Here is a 15,696-nt window from a genome sequence, read left to right on the forward strand (position 1 = left end):
GGAGTCAAGATCAAACTGTCCGTGATCTCAGCGCAGGGTCGCCCGGTCGGCGGCGGTGCGCCCGGACTCCCACCCTTCCTCGCTGGCCACCCGGAAACCCCGGCCGCGCACCGTACGCGGAAACGCCCGCTCCCGCGCCTCGCGGACCTGCGTCTCCCGCGACGCCAGCACCGGCAGCAGCGCGGCGGCGTCCGTGGAGTGTGCCAGGGCCGCCCGGTCGGCCTCGGCGAGGCGCTCGCCGATGCGTACGGCGTACCCGATCAGGAAGGACTGCCGGAACGACTTGAGCCGGGCCCGCCCGGCCTTGCCCCCGGGGGGCTCGGCACGCGCCATGGCCCGGTGGGCCTGCACCAGCAGCGAGGCATGGAGCAGATCCACCGCGTCGACGTCGGCGTCGAAGCCGAACACGGTGGCGAAACCGAACTCCGGTGACCACACGACCTGACAGCGGTTCGCCCGGGCCACCGCGTCGAGCAGGGACGCCTTCTCGCTCTCGTACGGATGGTCGACCCCGATCCGGCGCGCGAACGGCGTGACCTCGGCGTCCCCGGCCCCGACCAGTGCCTCGTCCAGGCTGTGCCGCGAGATCAGCTCCTGCGCCTTGGCGCTGAACGCCTCCGCCTCGGCCGGGAACGTCGTCGCCTCCGCCTTGGCGAGCAGGGACCGCACCCGGTGCAGCATCGCCTCGTTCCGCGTGCCGGGCGCGGCCCGCACCACCCGCCCCGGCGGCGGGATCAGCACGTCGAGCTGCGGCAGCCCGCCCAGCACCCGCAGCGCACCGAGAAAGGCGTCGATCAGCGCGATCCGATCGGTGCGTCGCCGCCGCACCACCTCGGCGGGGAAGCCGTCGTCGTCGCCCCACCACACCCGCGCCCCGAGCTCCTCGGCCTGGGCCCGCCACCGCGGATCCACCGCCCGGGCGGCGAACCCCCTCAGATGCGCGGCGATCGCATCGACCACGAGCTGAGCCTGCACCGCGTCACCCCGGCGTGCCACGACCCGCTGCAACTCGACCGGCTGCCACCCGTCCGCGGCGGCCCGCGCCACGCCCTCGAACAGCTCCCGGGTCAGCACCGGATCGACCTCGTCGGCGGGCGCGACGGTCAGCAGGTCCAGGCCGTCCTCGTAACCGACCCGGCCGCCCAGCACCGCGGCGACCGTCTCCCGCACCGACATCACCAGACCAGGCTAGTAGGGTCACTTCGCGACCGTCCCGGCGCAGGTGCGCCGATGCCCGGACCGCCCAGGGATGCGCGGCTCCGTGATCCGGCGAGCCGGCGGCGGTCCTGACCGCGAAGAGAGGGACGACGTGGGTACCGACGACTTCCAGGAGATCCCGCCGACGACCTTGGCCGACGTGCTCGGCCGGGAACAGGTCATGGACATCGGCATCCGTCCGCTCTGGGCGCCGATGCCGCGGATCGCCGGGCCGGCGTTCACCGTGCGCTGTCCGCGCGGCGACAATCTCATGCTGCACGCGGCGATCTACCAGGCCGCGCCGGGTTCCGTCGTCGTCGTGGATTCGGGCGATCTCGACTACGCCCTCGCCGGCGGCAACGTGTGTGCGGTGGCGCAGCGCCGGGGCATCGCCGCGTTCGTGCTCGACGGGCTGATCCGCGACCTGGGCGAGGTGCGGGAGGCGGGCTTCCCGGTTTTCGCCCGTGGGGTGATTCCCATCCCGGGCACCAAGACGGCGCTCGGCGACCACGGGGGCACGGTGCGCTGCGGTGGCGTCGATGTCGCGGCCGGTGACGTCGTCGTCGCCGACGAGGAGGGCGTCGTGGTGGTGCCGCACGCCCGGCAGGACGAGGTTCTCGCGGCCGCCCGCGCGAGGCTCGCCAAGGAGGAGAGCGAGTCGCTCGACGACTGGGAGGCCGCGCACCGCACCCGCGTCGAGAAGGCGCTGCGGGACCACGGCCGTCAGCTCTGACCATGGCCCTGCAGGTAGCCGTGTGCGGACCCCGCGCCTGCACGGACACCGATGCCGAGAACGCCCGGCGGGTCGGTGAGCTCCTCGCCGAGCGTGGCGCGGTGGTCGTCTGCGGCGGGGGAGACGGCGTCATGGCGGCCGTGGCGGCCGGCGCCCGGTCGAGAGGTGGCCTCGTCATCGGCATCCGACCGAACGGCACCAGGGAAGGGGCGTCACCCCACCTGTCGGCGACGATCGTGACGAACATGGGCGAGGCCCGGAACGCGATCATCGTGTGGAGCGCGGACGCGGTGATCGGTGTCGGCGGCTCGTGGGGCACCCTCAGCGAGATCGCCCTCGCCATGCGCCGGGGCGGGATTCCGGTGGTCGCGCTCGGCGGGTGGCGGATCGTGCGGGCCGACGGCGGGGCGGTGCCGGGCATCCGGTACGCCGGCACGCCGGAGGAGGCGGTCGCGCAAGCGCTCGCCGCCGCCGGAGACTGACGTGGATGCCTCCGGTCGTCGACGGGGGCGCCCCGGACCGCCCCGGGCGCGGCGGTCCGGGGGCGGTCAGCGGTCCGCGCCGACGAGCTCCGCCTCGGGCCGTGGTGCGTCCGGCTCGGCGCGCAGCCGGTCACCCTCGACGTCCACGTCCGGCAGGATCCGGTCGAGCCAGCGGGGTAGCGCCCAGGCCCGCCGCCCGAGCAGCGCCATTGCCGCCGGCACGATGGTCATGCGGACCACGAACGCGTCGAGGAGGATGGCCGCCGCCAGGGCGAAGCCGATCGACTTGATCATGGAGTCGGGGGAGAGGACGAAGCCCGCGAAGACGCTGATCATGATGATGGCGGCGGCCGTGACGACCCGGGCGCTGTGGCCGAAGCCGTTCACCACCGCCTGCCCCGGTGCGGCGCCCTGCACGTGTTCCTCGCGCATGCGGCTGACGAGGAAGACCTCGTAGTCCATCGCCAGGCCGAACACGATGCCGATAAGGATGACCGGCATCAGGCTCACCACCGGGCCGGTCTGCTCGACGCCGAGCGGACCCGCCAGCCAGCCCCACTGGAAGACGGCGACGACCGCGCCGAAGGTGGCGGCGACGCTGAGCAGGAAGCCGGCGATCGCCTTGAGCGGCACCAGCACCGCCCGGAACAGGAGGGTGAGCAGCAGGAACGCCAGAATCACGATCACCGCGAGGTACGGCCCCAGCGCCGCACCCAGCTTCGCGGACATGTCGATGTTCACCGCGGTCGTACCCGTCACGAAGATCTCGCCGCGCAGGGCCTCGTCCTGGTCCCGGATGGCGTGCACGAGGTCCGTGGTCTCCCGGCTGTCCGGCGCGCTCCGCGGGATGACCTGGAGGATGGCCGTGTCGCCGGCCGGGTTGACGGTGGCCGGGCCCACCCTGGCGACGTCCGGCAGGCCCGTGACGGCGGTGCTGACCTCGGCGGCCACGGCCCTCGCGTCGGCGCCGGGGCCCGCGTCCACCACGACCAGGAGCGGCCCGTTGAAGCCCGGGCCGAATCCCGCGGTGAGCATGTCGTACGCCTTGCGCTGGGTGGTCTGCGGCCCGGCCATGTTGTCGCCCGGCAGGCCCAGCCGCAGGTCGAGTGCCGGGATGGCGATGACCAGCAGCGCCAGCGTCGCGCCGAGCAGGGTCAGCACCGGCCGGCGGGTGACCAGCCGAGCCCAGCGTCGCCCGGCCGTGGGCCGCACCCCGCCGCCCTCGGGATCGCGCGTGCGGCCGCGCCGGTCGTCGCCCGCGGTGCCGGGCGAACCGCCGGGCGAGCCCTCGCGCGTGCGGCCGCGTTTGCCGGTGATCCGGTCGCCGGCGAAGCCCAGCAGCGCCGGCAGCAGGGTGAGCGCGATCAGGACGGCGACGGCGACGGCGGCCACGGCGGCGAGCCCCATCTGGGTCAGCACCGGCACGTTCACCACGGCCAGGGCGGCCAGGGCGATGATCACCGTGAGGCCGGCGAAGGTGACCGCGGACCCGGCGGTGCCGACCGCCCGGCCGGCCGCCTCGATGCCGGCACGCCCCACCGCCACCTCGTGGCGGTAGCGGGAGACGATGAACAGCGCGTAGTCGATGGCGACCGCGGTGCCGAGCATCAGCGCCAACGTCGGGGTGTTGCTGCTGAGGTCGACGAAGCCGGAGACGATCTGGATGCCGGCCATCGCGGCGCCCACGCCGAGGATCGCGGTGACCAGCGGCAGGCCCGCCGCGACCAGCGAGCCGAAGGTGATCAGCAGCACCACGGCGGCGACCAGGAAGCCGATCACCTCGCCGATGCCCTGCTCGGCCGGTTCGCGCAGGGCGTCGCCGCCGGTCTCGACGGTCAGGCCCGCGGCCCGCCCGGCCTCGGCGGCGCCGGCCAGCGCCTCCCGGTCCTTCTCGGTCAGGGCGTCCGCGGGCACCTTGTACGTGACCTGGGCGTACGCCACCGTGCCGCCCGGGTTGACGCCGGAGCGCAGCGGATCGGTGACCGCGCCGACCCGCGCCCCGGTGCGCAACCGGGCGACGGTCGCCTCGATCGCGGCGCGGTTCTCCGGGTCGGTGAGCTTCTCGCCGGCCGGCGCCGCGAAGACGACCCGGGCCTCCGCGCCGCCGGCACCGGCCTGCGGGAACCGGTCGGCGAGCAGGTCCTGCGCCTGCTGCGCCTCGGTACCCGGGATGGAGAAGCTCTCCGAGGTCGGCCCGGACAGCGTGGCCGCGCCCACCCCCAGGACCGCGAGCAGGGCGAGCCACATCGTGAGGACCAGCGCCCGGCGGCGGAAGGCGAACCGGCCGAGGCGATAGAGGTAGGTAGCCATCGCCTTACCGTGCCGCCGGACGGGCCGGAAAGCGTCGTCCGGGTGCAGGCACCGCCGTACCATGGTCGCGGTATTTCCGCCCCGCTCCGGCTACCACGAGGAGAGGACGTGCGGGTGCCGCCGTCCGCGTAGGGTCCTCAGGTGATGCAGACCAGACACATCGCGCGGCTCAGGGCGTGGAAGGAAGTGGCGGACAAGCCGCTGCTGCTCGACGTCCTGCTCGCCCTGGTCCTGGCATCCGCGGTCTTCAAGGCGACGGTCGACGACCTCGTGTCGCCCAACGACGTGGTCGTGGCCGGGGTGGCCTTCGTCGCCGTGCTGATGCGCCGGATCCGGCCGTTCCTCGCGCTCGGGGTGTGCACCGCCGCCTCCATCGGTGCGGTGCTGCGGGAGGTGCGCAACCCCGGCCTGATCGCCGCGCTGGGCGTCATCACATATTCGATCGCCGCACACACCGGGCGCCGCCAGGGCTGGATCTGCGCGCTGATCTCCTCGTCGCTGATCTACGTGACCGGGCTGGTCGTCTCCGCCGGCGACTGGTGGCGGGTGGAGACGCTCGGCCTCTTCGCCTGGATCTTCCTGGCCGCGGCGGCCGGGGACGCGGCGCGCACGCACCGCGCGTACGTGCGCGAGGTGGAGGAGCGCGCCCGCCGCGCGGAGCAGACCCGCGAGGAGGAGGCGCGCCGGCGGGTCATGGACGAGCGGGTGCGCATCGCCCGGGAGCTGCACGACGTGGTGGCCCACCACATCGCGGTGATCAGCGTCCAGGCCGGCGCCGCGGCGCACGTGCTGGAACGCCGGCCGGAGCAGGTCGGCGCGGTGCTGGCGCACATCCGCGAGGCCTCCGACACTGTGCTGCAGGAGATCCAGTCCGTGGTGGGCGTGCTGCGCGGCAGCGACGAGGGGGAGAGCACCGAGCCCGCGCCGGGCCTCGCCCGGTTGCCGGAGCTGCTCGCAAGCCTGGAGACGGCCGGTTTCACGGTCCGCCTGCGGCACCGCGGCGAGCCCCGGGAGCTGCCCGCGATGGTCGATCTGGCCGCGTACCGGATCGTGCAGGAGGCGCTGACCAACGCCCACCGGTACGGCGACGGCACGGCTGACCTGCTCGTCGAGTACGCGCCCAGCGGCGTCGTCCTCGAGATCGGCAACGGCCTGCGGCCGGTCCCGGGCCTCCCGGGGTCGGGCTACGGCCTGCTCGGCATGCGGGAACGGGCCGCGTCGGCGGGCGGGCACGTCACCGCGGCCCCGACGGACGACGGCCGGTTCCGGGTCCACGCCGTGCTGCCCACCGAGATCGCGGCGCCCGCCACGGCCGTCGCCGTCGACCCGGCACCCCCGGGCGTCGCCCGGCCGCCCGGCGGACCGGGGTCCCGGTTCGTGTCCGGTCTGCGCGCCTGCCTGCCCGGCGAGGAGCCCGCGTGACGATCCGGGTGCTGCTCGCCGACGACCAGGCGCTGATCCGGGCGGGCTTCCGGATGATCATCGACTCGGAGCCGGGCCTCGAGGTCGTCGCCGAGGCCGGCGACGGCCGGGAGGCGGTCGAACTGGCCCGCACGGCGCGCGCCGACGTGGTGCTCATGGACATCCGCATGCCCCGGATGGACGGGCTGGAGGCGACCCGCCGCATCGCGGCCGACGACAACCTCGCCGGCGTCCGGGTCCTGGTGCTGACCACCTTCGAGAACGACGACAACGTCGTGCTGGCCCTCCAGGCGGGAGCCGGTGGCTTCCTCGGCAAGGGGGTGCCGCCCGAGGAGCTGCTGCACGCGATCCGGGTGGTGGCCGGCGGCGAGGCGCTGCTGTCGCCGAAGGCCACCCGCGGACTGGTCAGCCGCTTCCTGACCAGCCTGCGGCCCGAGGCGGCGCCCCGGCCGGCGGCGCTGAATCTGCTCACCGAGCGCGAGCGGGAGATCCTCGTGCTGGTCGCCCACGGACTGTCCAACGACGACATCGCCGAGCGGCTGCATCTTTCCCCGCTGACCGCCAAGACCCACGTGAACCGGGCCATGACGAAGCTCGACGCGCGCGACCGGGCGCAGCTTGTCGTGCTCGCGTACCAGAGTGGTCTGGTCCGCCAGGGTGACGCCCTTCCGTAGGCCGGGCCCTGTGTCATCCTGGGATGCGGGAGGGGGCCGCCATGACCGTGTCCTTCGAGTACGCCGGGGCCACCGTGGAGATCGTCGAGGCCGGCACCATCCTCGCCGCCGCCCGGGTCAACCCGGTGGAGCTGCTGCGCCGGGCCGCGTTCCCGCCGCCCGTACGCCGGGTCGAGCTGACCGTGTCCAGTGCCGACACCCCGGCCGGCCCGGTGCACGTGTTCGCCGCCGAGATCGGCACCACGACCGGCGACATCCCGGACAAGGAACGCATCCGCGCCGTGGTGCTCGGCAACGATCCGGTCGGCACGCTGCTCGCCAAGCGCATCGCCGCCGGGGATCCCATCGCCACCCGCATCGTGGACGGTGTCGGGACAGTGGCCGTGGCGGCGTACCGGAAACTGGGTCTCGACCGCCCCACCGAGCGTGAGTCGCAGACGGCGGTCCTGGCCGACGCGGCCGCCGGCCTGCAGGCGGCGGTGACCCACGAGGCCGGCGGCAGCGTGGTGCGCCTGCGTGCCGAGGTGCCGCGCGACGAGGTGACCCCCGAGCACCTCACCGCCATGGTCCGGCTGGTACTGCAGGCCGTGACCGAGCTGCTGCCGCCGTCCACGCAACCGCTGGCCGGGCGGCGCTACCTGGTGACCCGCGAGAACATTCCGACGGTCGTGACCACCACCCAGGAGGTCACCCTCGACCAGGTCGGCGGCCTCGCCGACGTGGTCGCGCAGCTGCGGCAGATCGCGGTGTCGTTCCGCCACCCCGAGGCGATGGCCCGCTGGGGCGCGCGACGGCCGCAGGGCATCCTCATGTACGGGCCGCCCGGCACCGGCAAGACCATGCTGTCGCGGGCGCTGGCGAACGAGATCGGTGCCGACTTCCGTGAGATCCGTACGCCCGAGATCCTCGACAAGTGGCTGGGCGGCTCGGAACGCAACATCAAGCAGATCTTCCGCGACGCCCGCCGCTACCGCGTGCCGACGCTGCTGCTCTTCGACGAGTTCGACTCGATCATCAGCTACGCCGGCGCCGGCGGCGACGCGGCCAGCCAGGCGATCAACGCGGTGGCGGGCATCTTCAAGCAGGAGATGAACGACCTCATCGAGGCCAACCCGGCCGTCATCGTGGTCGCGACGACCAACTTCCCGCACCGCGTCGACGACTCCCTCATCCGCTCGGGCCGGTTCGACGTGAAGATCTCCGTACCGAAACCCGACGAGGCCGGCCGCGCGGAGATCTTCCGCAAGATGATCGCCCAGCTCGCGGCGGCCCACGAGGAGCCCGGCTTCACGATGTTCGCGGGCGACCTCGACCTGGGCGAGCTCGGCCGCCTCAGCCACGGCATGACGGGCGCGGACATCAAGGAGGCGCTGCGCCGGGTCCAGCTCGCCAAGGCGATGCAGGACGCCCGCACCGGCGGCATGGTCGACCCGATCAGCCAGCGCGACCTGACCGCGAGCGTCCGGGACCTCCTCGGCCAGCGCTGACCGCCTCCTTCGCGCCGCCGGCGCCTACTCGGCTGCCCGAAGCGCCTCGGATTCAACGCGAAGCAAGCTCGTTCCGCGGTGATTTCCCGCGCATCCCGCCCCGTGTGTCCGTCGGTTCCTGCGAACCAGGGCAGAACGAGATGGCATCCATGAGCTCGGCCGGCCGCCCCCGGGTGACAGACTCTCACCATGGGGCTCTTCACGCCGGCGGAGGCACGCCAGGAGTTGGCCCGGCTGCGGCCGGTGCTCGAGGAGATCGTCGTCGTGCGGGCGGACATGGTCGAACTGACCGCCGCCCTGACCGTCGGGGGAGAGCCGACCGCGCTCGGCGGCCTCGCCGAGCGCAAGGCCGCGGAGGCCCGGCTCGATGAGCTGATGACGCAGATCCAGCAGACCGGAGCGGTGCTGAAGGGCGTGGCGCCGCTGCTCGTCGACTTCCCCGCCGACCTCGACGGCGTACCGGTGCTGTTGTGCTGGCTGGAGGGCGAGGCGGAACTCTCCTGGTTCCACCGCCTCGACCTCGGCTTCGCCGGCCGCCGCCGGCTCCCGTGAGGAACCCGGGCGCGGTCAGGAACTGACCTGATTCGGTGCGAGGCTTCGCACCATGACTAGTGAGATTCTGCTTCCGCGGGATTCGGTTCCCGCCGCCGGCGCCGTGCTCAATCCGTTCGTGATCGTGGACGACGCGGCCGGCTTCGTCGACTTCGTATCCGACGTGTTCGGTGTGGACGAGACCGTCGAGGCGAGAACACCGATGCCTGACGGCAGGCTCATCCATGCGCAGTTGCGACTCGGTAGCGTCGATTTGATGGCCGCCGATCGGCTCGACGGCTGGCCTCTACGCCCGGGTCTGCTGCAGATCTGGGTTCGTGCCGTGGCCACGGTGCTGGATCGTGCCCGGAATCGGGGCGCCACCACGATCACCGAACCGACCCCGTTCTACGGTGAATCGACCCTCGGCAGGATGCTCGATCCCTGGCAGAACATCTGGTGGTTGTGGGAGCCCGCGCCCGGGCAGCCCGATCCGGCTCCGAGCTGGGACGGTGGCTCGGATGCCGTGTTCGCCACCCTGGACACGGCGCTCAAGTCGCTGGCGACGCGGTGAGGTGAGCGGCGCGCGGTGGTACCGGTGGTCGCGACGGGCGTCGATCCGGTCTAGATTCGGCGCGTGAGCGCTTCCACGCATGAGGTCGTCAACCAGCCCCCGCCGCTCGTCGGCTACGACGTCGCCGCCGATGTGGCCTTGCTCGGGGCGGTCGAGCGGGAGGGTGCCGGATGGGCCGCCGGTGACCTGCACCGGCTCGGCAAGCTGGCCGGGGAGGCGGAGCCGCAGCGGTGGGCCGACGAGGCCAACCGGCACGAGCCGCGCCTCGCGACCCACGACCGCTACGGTCACCGCCTCGACGAGGTGGAGTTCCACCCGTCCTGGCACCGGCTGATGGACGTCGCGGTGGGCGAGGGGCTGGCCGGGGCGCCGTGGGCCGATCCGCGGCCGGGTGCGCACGTGGCGCGGGCCGCCGGGCTGTTCGTGTGGAGTCAGGTCGAGGCCGGTCATTCGTGCCCGGTCTCGATGACGTACGCCGTGGTTCCCGCCCTGCGTCACGCGCCGGAGCTGGCCGCCGCGTACGAGCCGCTGCTCACCAGCCGGGCGTACGACCCGGGGCTGCGGACGCCGCTGGCCAAGCGGGGCCTGCTCGCCGGCATGGGCATGACGGAGAAGCAGGGAGGCTCGGACGTCCGGGCGAACTCGACCACCGCCACCCCCGCCGCCGACGGCACCTATCGGCTGTGCGGCCACAAGTGGTTCACCAGTGCGCCGATGTGCGACCTGTTCCTCGTGCTGGCCCAGGCGCCGGCGGGGCTGACGTGCTTCCTGGTGCCACGGGTGCTGCCGGGCGGGGAGCGCAACACGTTCCGGATTCAACGGCTCAAGGACAAGCTGGGCAACCGCAGCAACGCCAGCAGCGAGCCCGAGTTCGACGACACCGTGGCGTGGCGGGTCGGCGACGAGGGCCAGGGCGTACGCACGATCATCGAGATGGTCGCGATGACCCGGCTCGACTGCGTGACCGGCTCGGCGTCCGGGATGCGGGGGGCGCTGGTCCAGGCGCTGCACCACGTGCGGCACCGGTCCGCCTTCGGCGGCCGGCTGATCGACAAGCCGCTGATGCGCAACGTCTGCGCCGACCTGGCGGTGGAGACCGAGGCGGCGACGGCGCTGGCCCTGCGGTTGGCCGGGGCCGTCGACCGGGGTGTACGCGGGGACGACAGCGAACGTGCCTTCGGCCGCCTGGCCGTGGCGGTCGGCAAGTACTGGGTGTGCAAGCGCCAGCCGGCCGTGGTCGGCGAGGCCCTCGAATGCCTCGGCGGCAACGGCTACGTCGAGGAGTCCGGCCTGCCCCGGCTGTATCGTGACGCCCCGCTGAACTCGATCTGGGAGGGCTCCGGCAACGTGCAGGCCCTGGACGTGCTGCGGGCGCTGCGCCGCGATCCGGGCAGCCTGGAGGCGTTCCGGGCGGAGATCGCGGCGGCCGCGGGTGCGGACCGGCGCCTCGACGAAGCCGCGGCGGGCCTGACCGCCCTGCTCGGCGGCGACGACCTGGAGTTCCAGGCCCGCCGCGCCGTGGAGCGCATGGCGGTGGTGATGCAGGGTTCGCTGCTGGTGCGCCACGCCCCCGCCGAGGTCGCGGACGCCTTCTGCGCGACCCGGCTCGCCGGCGACTGGGGCCGTACCTTCGGCACTCTGCCGTCCGGTTCGGCCGCCGACGTCCTGCTGGAGCGCGCCGCGCCCGGGTGAACCGAAACCTCAGGTGCCGCAGGCTACCGCCGATGACCTGGCGTGCGGAGCGTACGGGTCGACCGGACGGTCGCGGCGTGGACGGCAGCGGGGCTGCTGGCCTGCGTCGCGTACCCGTTGCTGGGCGCCGACACCGTCTCCGGCGCCTGGCTCTGGGACGTGCTGGCGGCCGCCACCCTGGTGGCGGTCCTCGCCGGCATCCGGCGCAACCGGCCTGAACTGCGGCTGGCCTGGTACGCCTTCGCCGGCTCGGTGTTCTTCCGGATGGCCGGCGACATCAGCTACGACATTGACCTGCACGTGCTGCACCGGGATCCGTTCCCGTCGCTGGCGGACGTCTTCTACCTCGCCTCGTGCCCGCTGCTGATCCTGAGCACGGTCATGCTCGCGCGCGGCCGGCTCCTGCGCGATTTGGCCGGACGGCTCGACGCCGCGATCATCGCCACCGGGCTGGGGCTGGTGTGGTGGGTGTTCGTCATCGGCCCGGTCGCCGCCGACGGATCCATCCCGCCGCTGGAACGCCTGATCGGGGCCGCCTACCCGGCCTTCGACCTGCTGCTGCTCGCGCTCGTGGCCCGGCTGCTGACCCGCTCCGGCCGGGCCTCCGCCAGCCTCATGCTCATCACCGCCGGCACCGCCGCCATGCTCCTCTCCGACGTGGCGTTCCAGCTCGTCTCCGTGTACGCTCCCACGCTGGACGGCTCGATCTCGGCGGGCTGGATGGTGGGCAACGTGTTCTACGGCGCCGCCGCCCTGCACCGCTCGGCCGGCGCAGCGGCCCAGCAACCGCGCACGGTCGACCAGCGTCTGGGCCGGGGCCGGCTGGTCCTGCTGGCGGCCTGCACGCTGCTGGTTCCGGCGCTGCTGTTCATCGAGGGCGCGACCGGCTCGGGCGCGATCAGCTGGCCGGCGATCGGCGTCGGCGCCGTGCTGCTGTTCCTGCTGGTCCTTGCCCGCATGTCCGGGTTCGTGACGCAGATCCAGCGCCAGGCCGGTCAGCTCGAGGACCTCGCCCTGCGCGACGCCCTGACCGGGCTGCCCAACCGCCGGGTCTTCGAGCGGCGCCTCGGTACGGCCGTCGCCTCCGGCTCGCCGCAGGTGGCGGTGCTCGACCTCAACGGCTTCAAGGACGTCAACGACCGGCTCGGGCACGCGGTCGGCGACCGGCTGCTCGAGGTGGTCGCGGGCCGCCTGCTCGGCGCGCTGCGCGACGGGGACCTGGTCGCGCGGATGGGCGGCGACGAGTTCGCGGTGCTCGTGCCCGGCGGATCGGTGGCCGTCATGGACCAGATCGTCGGCCGGATCGCCACCGCGCTGCGCGAGCCCATCACGCTCGAGGGTCAGGACCTGCTCGTCGGTGCCAGCATCGGCACCGCGGACGGCGAGGACACCGCCGACGGCTACGAGGTGCTGCGCCGCGCGGACGTCGCGATGTACGCCGCCAAGCAGGCCGGCGAGCGGCACCGGCGCTACAGCCCCGACCTGGACGTCCAGGCGGCCGAGGAGGCCCGGACCGGGGCGGAGCTGCGCACCGCCCTCGACGAGGGTCAGTTCCACCTCGTCTACCAGCCCGTCGTCTCCCTGCCCGACCACCGGATGGTCGCCGTCGAGGCGCTGGTGCGCTGGGACCATCCCGTACGCGGCACGGTCGCGCCGGCCGACTTCCTGCCGGTCGCCGAGCGCAGCGGCCTCATCATCGAGCTCGGCGACTGGATCCTGCGGACCGCGTGCGCGCAGGCCGCCGGCTGGCTGCGGACGCTCGGCGCGGCCGCGCCCGGGCGTCTGCACGTCAACGTCTCCGACCGTCAGCTCGCGGACCCCGGCTTCCCGGCGCTGGTCGCGGCCACTCTGGCCGAGACCCGCCTGCCCGCTGACCACCTGACCCTCGAGGTGAGCGAGACCGCCCTCATCCACGGCGGTGAGGCGGTACGGGCGCTCGACGACCTGCGCGCCCTGGGTGTGCCCGTCGCCCTCGACGACTTCGGCACCGGCCACTCCTCGCTCGGTCTGCTGCAGGCCGTCCCCGTCGACGTCATCAAGGTCGACAAGTCCTTCATCGCCTCGATCACCCGGACCGGCCGGCACGCGGTCATCGCCACGGCGCTTCTGCAGGTCAGCGACGGCCTCGGGCTGGCCGCGGTGGCCGAGGGGGTGGAGACCGCCGAGCAGGCCGCGGAGCTGCACCGGATCGGCTACCGCTTCGCGCAGGGCCACCTCTTCGGCGAGCCGTCCGCGGAACCCCGCTTCCACGGCACCGGCGTGGTCGCGGGCACCGGCGTGGCGACGGTCTCCTAGCCCATGGACACCTCATCTGAAACCCGGCGCGGCCGATGGCAAGGTGTGCGGCGCGAACGGTTGTGGTGGGTCTGGCTGGTGACGGGGTCACTGGCCACGGCCGGCTATTTCCTGCTGCCTCCCGACGGGCTCGCCTCGAACCTCGGGTACGACGCCATCGGCCTGGCCTCCACCGCGCTGATCATCACCGGCGTGCGACTGAACCGGGCCCACCGCCCGGCGATGTGGTACTGGTTCGCCGCCGGGCAGTTCACCTGGGTCGTCGGCGACCTGGTGTGGGAGTACTACCTGTACGTCCTGAAGCAGGATCCGTACCCCTCGCCGGCGGACTACGTCTATCTCAGCGCGTACCCGATGCTCGTGGCCGGGATGCTGATGCTGATCCGCGATCGGAAGCGGGGCGTCCGCGACATCGCGGCCCTGGTCGACGCCGCCATCGTGGCGATCGGTCTCGGCCTGGTGTTCTGGGTGTTCGTGATGCACCCGGTCGCCGCCGACTCGAGCGCGACGACCATGGAGCGGGTCGTTGGCGTCGCCTATCCCGCCGCGGACGCGCTGCTGCTGGCCATGCTGGCCCGTTTCTACACCGGCGTCGGCCGCCTGTCGCCCAGCGTCCGGCTGCTCGGCCTGGCCGCGCTGCTGCTGCTCGTCAGCGACGTCATCTATTCGCTCGTCGAGCTGTACGTCGAGGTCGAGATCTCGATCCTGGACGCCGGCTGGCTGGGGTCCTACATCTGCTGGGCGGCCGCCGCGCTGCACCCCTCGATGCGGGGCGCCGGCACGGCCGCGGAACACACCAGCGGTGCGCGGGTCGGCCGGGCCCGGCTGGTGCTGCTGGCCGTGTGCTCGCTGCTCGCGCCCGGCCTGCTCTTCATCCCGGGCATCGGCGCCGACGAGGTCGACCGGCTCACCATCGCCGGCGGCGCGGTGCTGCTCTTCCTGCTCGTCGTGGTGCGCATGTCGGGCTTCGTCGGCGAGGTCCAGCGCCAGGCGGACCAGCTCGAGAACCTGGCCATGGCCGACGACCTCACCGGGCTGGCGAACCGGCGCCGCTTCGAGCAGGCGCTCGGCACCGCCCTCGCGGCCGGGCGGATCCAGGTGGCGCTGCTCGACCTCGACGACTTCAAGGGCGTCAACGACCGGCTCGGCCACGGCGTCGGCGACCGCCTGCTCACCGTGGTCGCGCACCGGCTGCGCGCCGCACTGCCCGCCGACGTCCTGGTCTCGCGGATGGGCGGGGACGAGTTCGCCGTGCTGATGCCGGACATGACCGATGCCGAGGCCGACAAGATCGTGGCCCGCCTCGCGGAGGCGCTCGGCGTCCCGGTCACCGCCGGCGAGCACGAGCTGCTCGTCGGCGCCAGCATCGGCGTCACCTGCGGGGACGGCACGAGCGACCCGTACGAGGTGATGCGCCGTGCCGACGTCGCCATGTACGCCGCCAAGGCCGCCCACGACCGGCCGCGCCGCTACACCCCCGACCTCGACGAGACGTCGGACGAGCAGGCCCGGATCGGGGCCGAGCTGCGCACCGCCCTGGACGCCGGGCAGTTCCGGGTCGTCTACCAGCCGATCGTGTCGCTTCCGGCCGGGGAGACCGTCGCCGTCGAGGCGCTGGTGCGCTGGGACCACCCGGAGCGCGGCATGATCCCGCCGGACCGCTTCATCCCCGCCGCCGAACGCAACGGCCTGATCGTCGAGCTCGGCGAATGGATCATGCGTACGGCCTGCACGCAGGCGGTCCTGTGGCGCGCGCAGCACGGCGCCGCGGCCCCGATGCGGATGAGCGTCAACGTGTCGGCCCGCCAGCTCGCCGAGCCCGGCTTCGCCGCGATGGTGGCGGCCGTGCTGCGGGAGACCGGACTGCCCGCGAACGGGCTCGCCGTCGAGGTCACCGAGACCGCGGTGTTCGGCGGGGGTCAGGCCGTGCAGTCCCTGCAGGACGTGCACGACCTGGGCGTGGCCATCGCCCTCGACGACTTCGGCACCGGCCACTCGTCGCTCGGCCTGTTGCAGACCGTCCCCGTCGACGTGATCAAGGTCGACAAGTCCTTCGTCGACACCATCACCATGGCCGGCCGGCACGCGGTCATCGCCACGGCGCTGATCCAGGTCAGCGCCGGACTCGGCCTGACCGCCGTGGCCGAGGGCGTGGAGACCGCGGAACAGGCCGCCGAGCTGCACCGGCTCGGTTACGAGCTGGCGCAGGGCTACCACTTCGGCCGGCCGGCCGCAGAGCCGTCGTTCACCATCCCGGTCACCGGCGCGGTCTAGGATCGCGGCCCGGCCCGGTCCCCGC

12 protein-coding genes are annotated in these 15,696 nt (G+C 73.4%); 10 read left to right on the plus strand and 2 right to left on the minus strand.

All coding sequences use genetic code 11. The annotated features are described in order from the left end of the window. Positions 1-27: 27 nt before the first annotated feature. Positions 28-1,176, minus strand: coding sequence for a DUF2786 domain-containing protein (locus EDD30_RS36400; protein WP_071806076.1), 1,149 nt, complete (start codon positions 1,174-1,176; stop codon positions 28-30). A gap of 133 nt (positions 1,177-1,309) precedes the next feature. Here EDD30_RS36400 and EDD30_RS36405 point away from each other — a divergent pair, with 133 nt between their 5' ends. Together EDD30_RS36405 and EDD30_RS36410 are read left to right on the plus strand one after the other, a co-directional pair. Then, positions 1,310-1,930, plus strand: coding sequence for an RraA family protein (locus EDD30_RS36405; protein ID WP_244945527.1), 621 nt, complete (start codon positions 1,310-1,312; stop codon positions 1,928-1,930). Between the two features lie 2 nt (positions 1,931-1,932). After that, positions 1,933-2,412: a TIGR00725 family protein gene (locus EDD30_RS36410; protein ID WP_170047311.1), complete on the plus strand. Its 480-nt coding sequence runs from the start codon at positions 1,933-1,935 to the stop codon at positions 2,410-2,412. Positions 2,413-2,478: 66 nt separating this feature from the next. Here the strand turns inward: EDD30_RS36410 and EDD30_RS36415 are convergent, their stop codons facing one another. Then, positions 2,479-4,722: an MMPL family transporter gene (locus EDD30_RS36415; protein WP_123678916.1), complete on the minus strand. Its 2,244-nt coding sequence runs from the start codon at positions 4,720-4,722 to the stop codon at positions 2,479-2,481. A 144-nt stretch (positions 4,723-4,866) separates the two neighbouring features. On the opposite strand from EDD30_RS36415, the gene EDD30_RS36420 reads away from it, so the two are divergent. From EDD30_RS36420 to EDD30_RS36455, 8 genes are all read left to right on the plus strand, one after another. Continuing rightward, positions 4,867-6,144 (plus strand): sensor histidine kinase, encoded by a 1,278-nt coding sequence (locus EDD30_RS36420; RefSeq protein WP_084556467.1) that lies wholly within the window; start codon positions 4,867-4,869, stop codon positions 6,142-6,144. Beyond that, positions 6,141-6,818 carry a response regulator gene (locus tag EDD30_RS36425; RefSeq protein WP_071806079.1) on the plus strand — a complete coding sequence of 226 codons (678 nt, stop codon included), beginning with the start codon at positions 6,141-6,143 and terminating at the stop codon, positions 6,816-6,818. The genes EDD30_RS36420 and EDD30_RS36425 overlap by 4 nt, the downstream gene beginning before the upstream one ends. A 41-nt stretch (positions 6,819-6,859) precedes the next feature. After that, on the plus strand, positions 6,860-8,305 hold the full coding sequence (locus tag EDD30_RS36430; protein ID WP_084556466.1) for an ATP-binding protein: 1,446 nt from the start codon (positions 6,860-6,862) through the stop codon (positions 8,303-8,305). 189 nt (positions 8,306-8,494) lie between these two features. After that, positions 8,495-8,857, plus strand: a complete 363-nt coding sequence (locus tag EDD30_RS36435; protein WP_071806081.1) for a DUF2203 domain-containing protein — start codon at positions 8,495-8,497, stop codon at positions 8,855-8,857. Between the two features lie 52 nt (positions 8,858-8,909). After that, a complete protein-coding gene (locus EDD30_RS36440) occupies positions 8,910-9,410 on the plus strand; it encodes a VOC family protein (protein ID WP_071806082.1) in 501 nt (166 codons plus the stop codon). 63 nt (positions 9,411-9,473) lie between these two features. Then, positions 9,474-11,102 carry an acyl-CoA dehydrogenase family protein gene (locus EDD30_RS36445; RefSeq protein WP_211353770.1) on the plus strand — a complete coding sequence of 543 codons (1,629 nt, stop codon included), beginning with the start codon at positions 9,474-9,476 and terminating at the stop codon, positions 11,100-11,102. Positions 11,103-11,144: 42 nt separating this feature from the next. Continuing rightward, complete coding sequence (locus EDD30_RS36450) at positions 11,145-13,397, plus strand: putative bifunctional diguanylate cyclase/phosphodiesterase (protein WP_071805606.1); 2,253 nt, start codon at positions 11,145-11,147, stop codon at positions 13,395-13,397. A gap of 78 nt (positions 13,398-13,475) precedes the next feature. Further along, entirely contained in the window at positions 13,476-15,671 is a 2,196-nt protein-coding gene (locus EDD30_RS36455; RefSeq protein ID WP_342353753.1) for a putative bifunctional diguanylate cyclase/phosphodiesterase, read from the plus strand. The last annotated feature ends 25 nt before the right edge of the window (positions 15,672-15,696 follow it).

It is taken from the genome of Couchioplanes caeruleus (assembly GCF_003751945.1).
Taxonomy (GTDB): domain Bacteria; phylum Actinomycetota; class Actinomycetes; order Mycobacteriales; family Micromonosporaceae; genus Actinoplanes; species Actinoplanes caeruleus.

Coding starts and splice junctions, on each gene's coding strand:
- EDD30_RS36400 (WP_071806076.1), bottom strand. CDS start 1,176: ATGTCGGTGCGGGAGACGGTCGCCGCGGTGCTGGGCGGCCGGGTCGGT.
- EDD30_RS36410 (WP_170047311.1), top strand. CDS start 1,933: ATGGCCCTGCAGGTAGCCGTGTGCGGACCCCGCGCCTGCACGGACACC.
- EDD30_RS36415 (WP_123678916.1), bottom strand. CDS start 4,722: ATGGCTACCTACCTCTATCGCCTCGGCCGGTTCGCCTTCCGCCGCCGG.
- EDD30_RS36420 (WP_084556467.1), top strand. CDS start 4,867: ATGCAGACCAGACACATCGCGCGGCTCAGGGCGTGGAAGGAAGTGGCG.
- EDD30_RS36430 (WP_084556466.1), top strand. CDS start 6,860: ATGACCGTGTCCTTCGAGTACGCCGGGGCCACCGTGGAGATCGTCGAG.
- EDD30_RS36435 (WP_071806081.1), top strand. CDS start 8,495: ATGGGGCTCTTCACGCCGGCGGAGGCACGCCAGGAGTTGGCCCGGCTG.
- EDD30_RS36440 (WP_071806082.1), top strand. CDS start 8,910: ATGACTAGTGAGATTCTGCTTCCGCGGGATTCGGTTCCCGCCGCCGGC.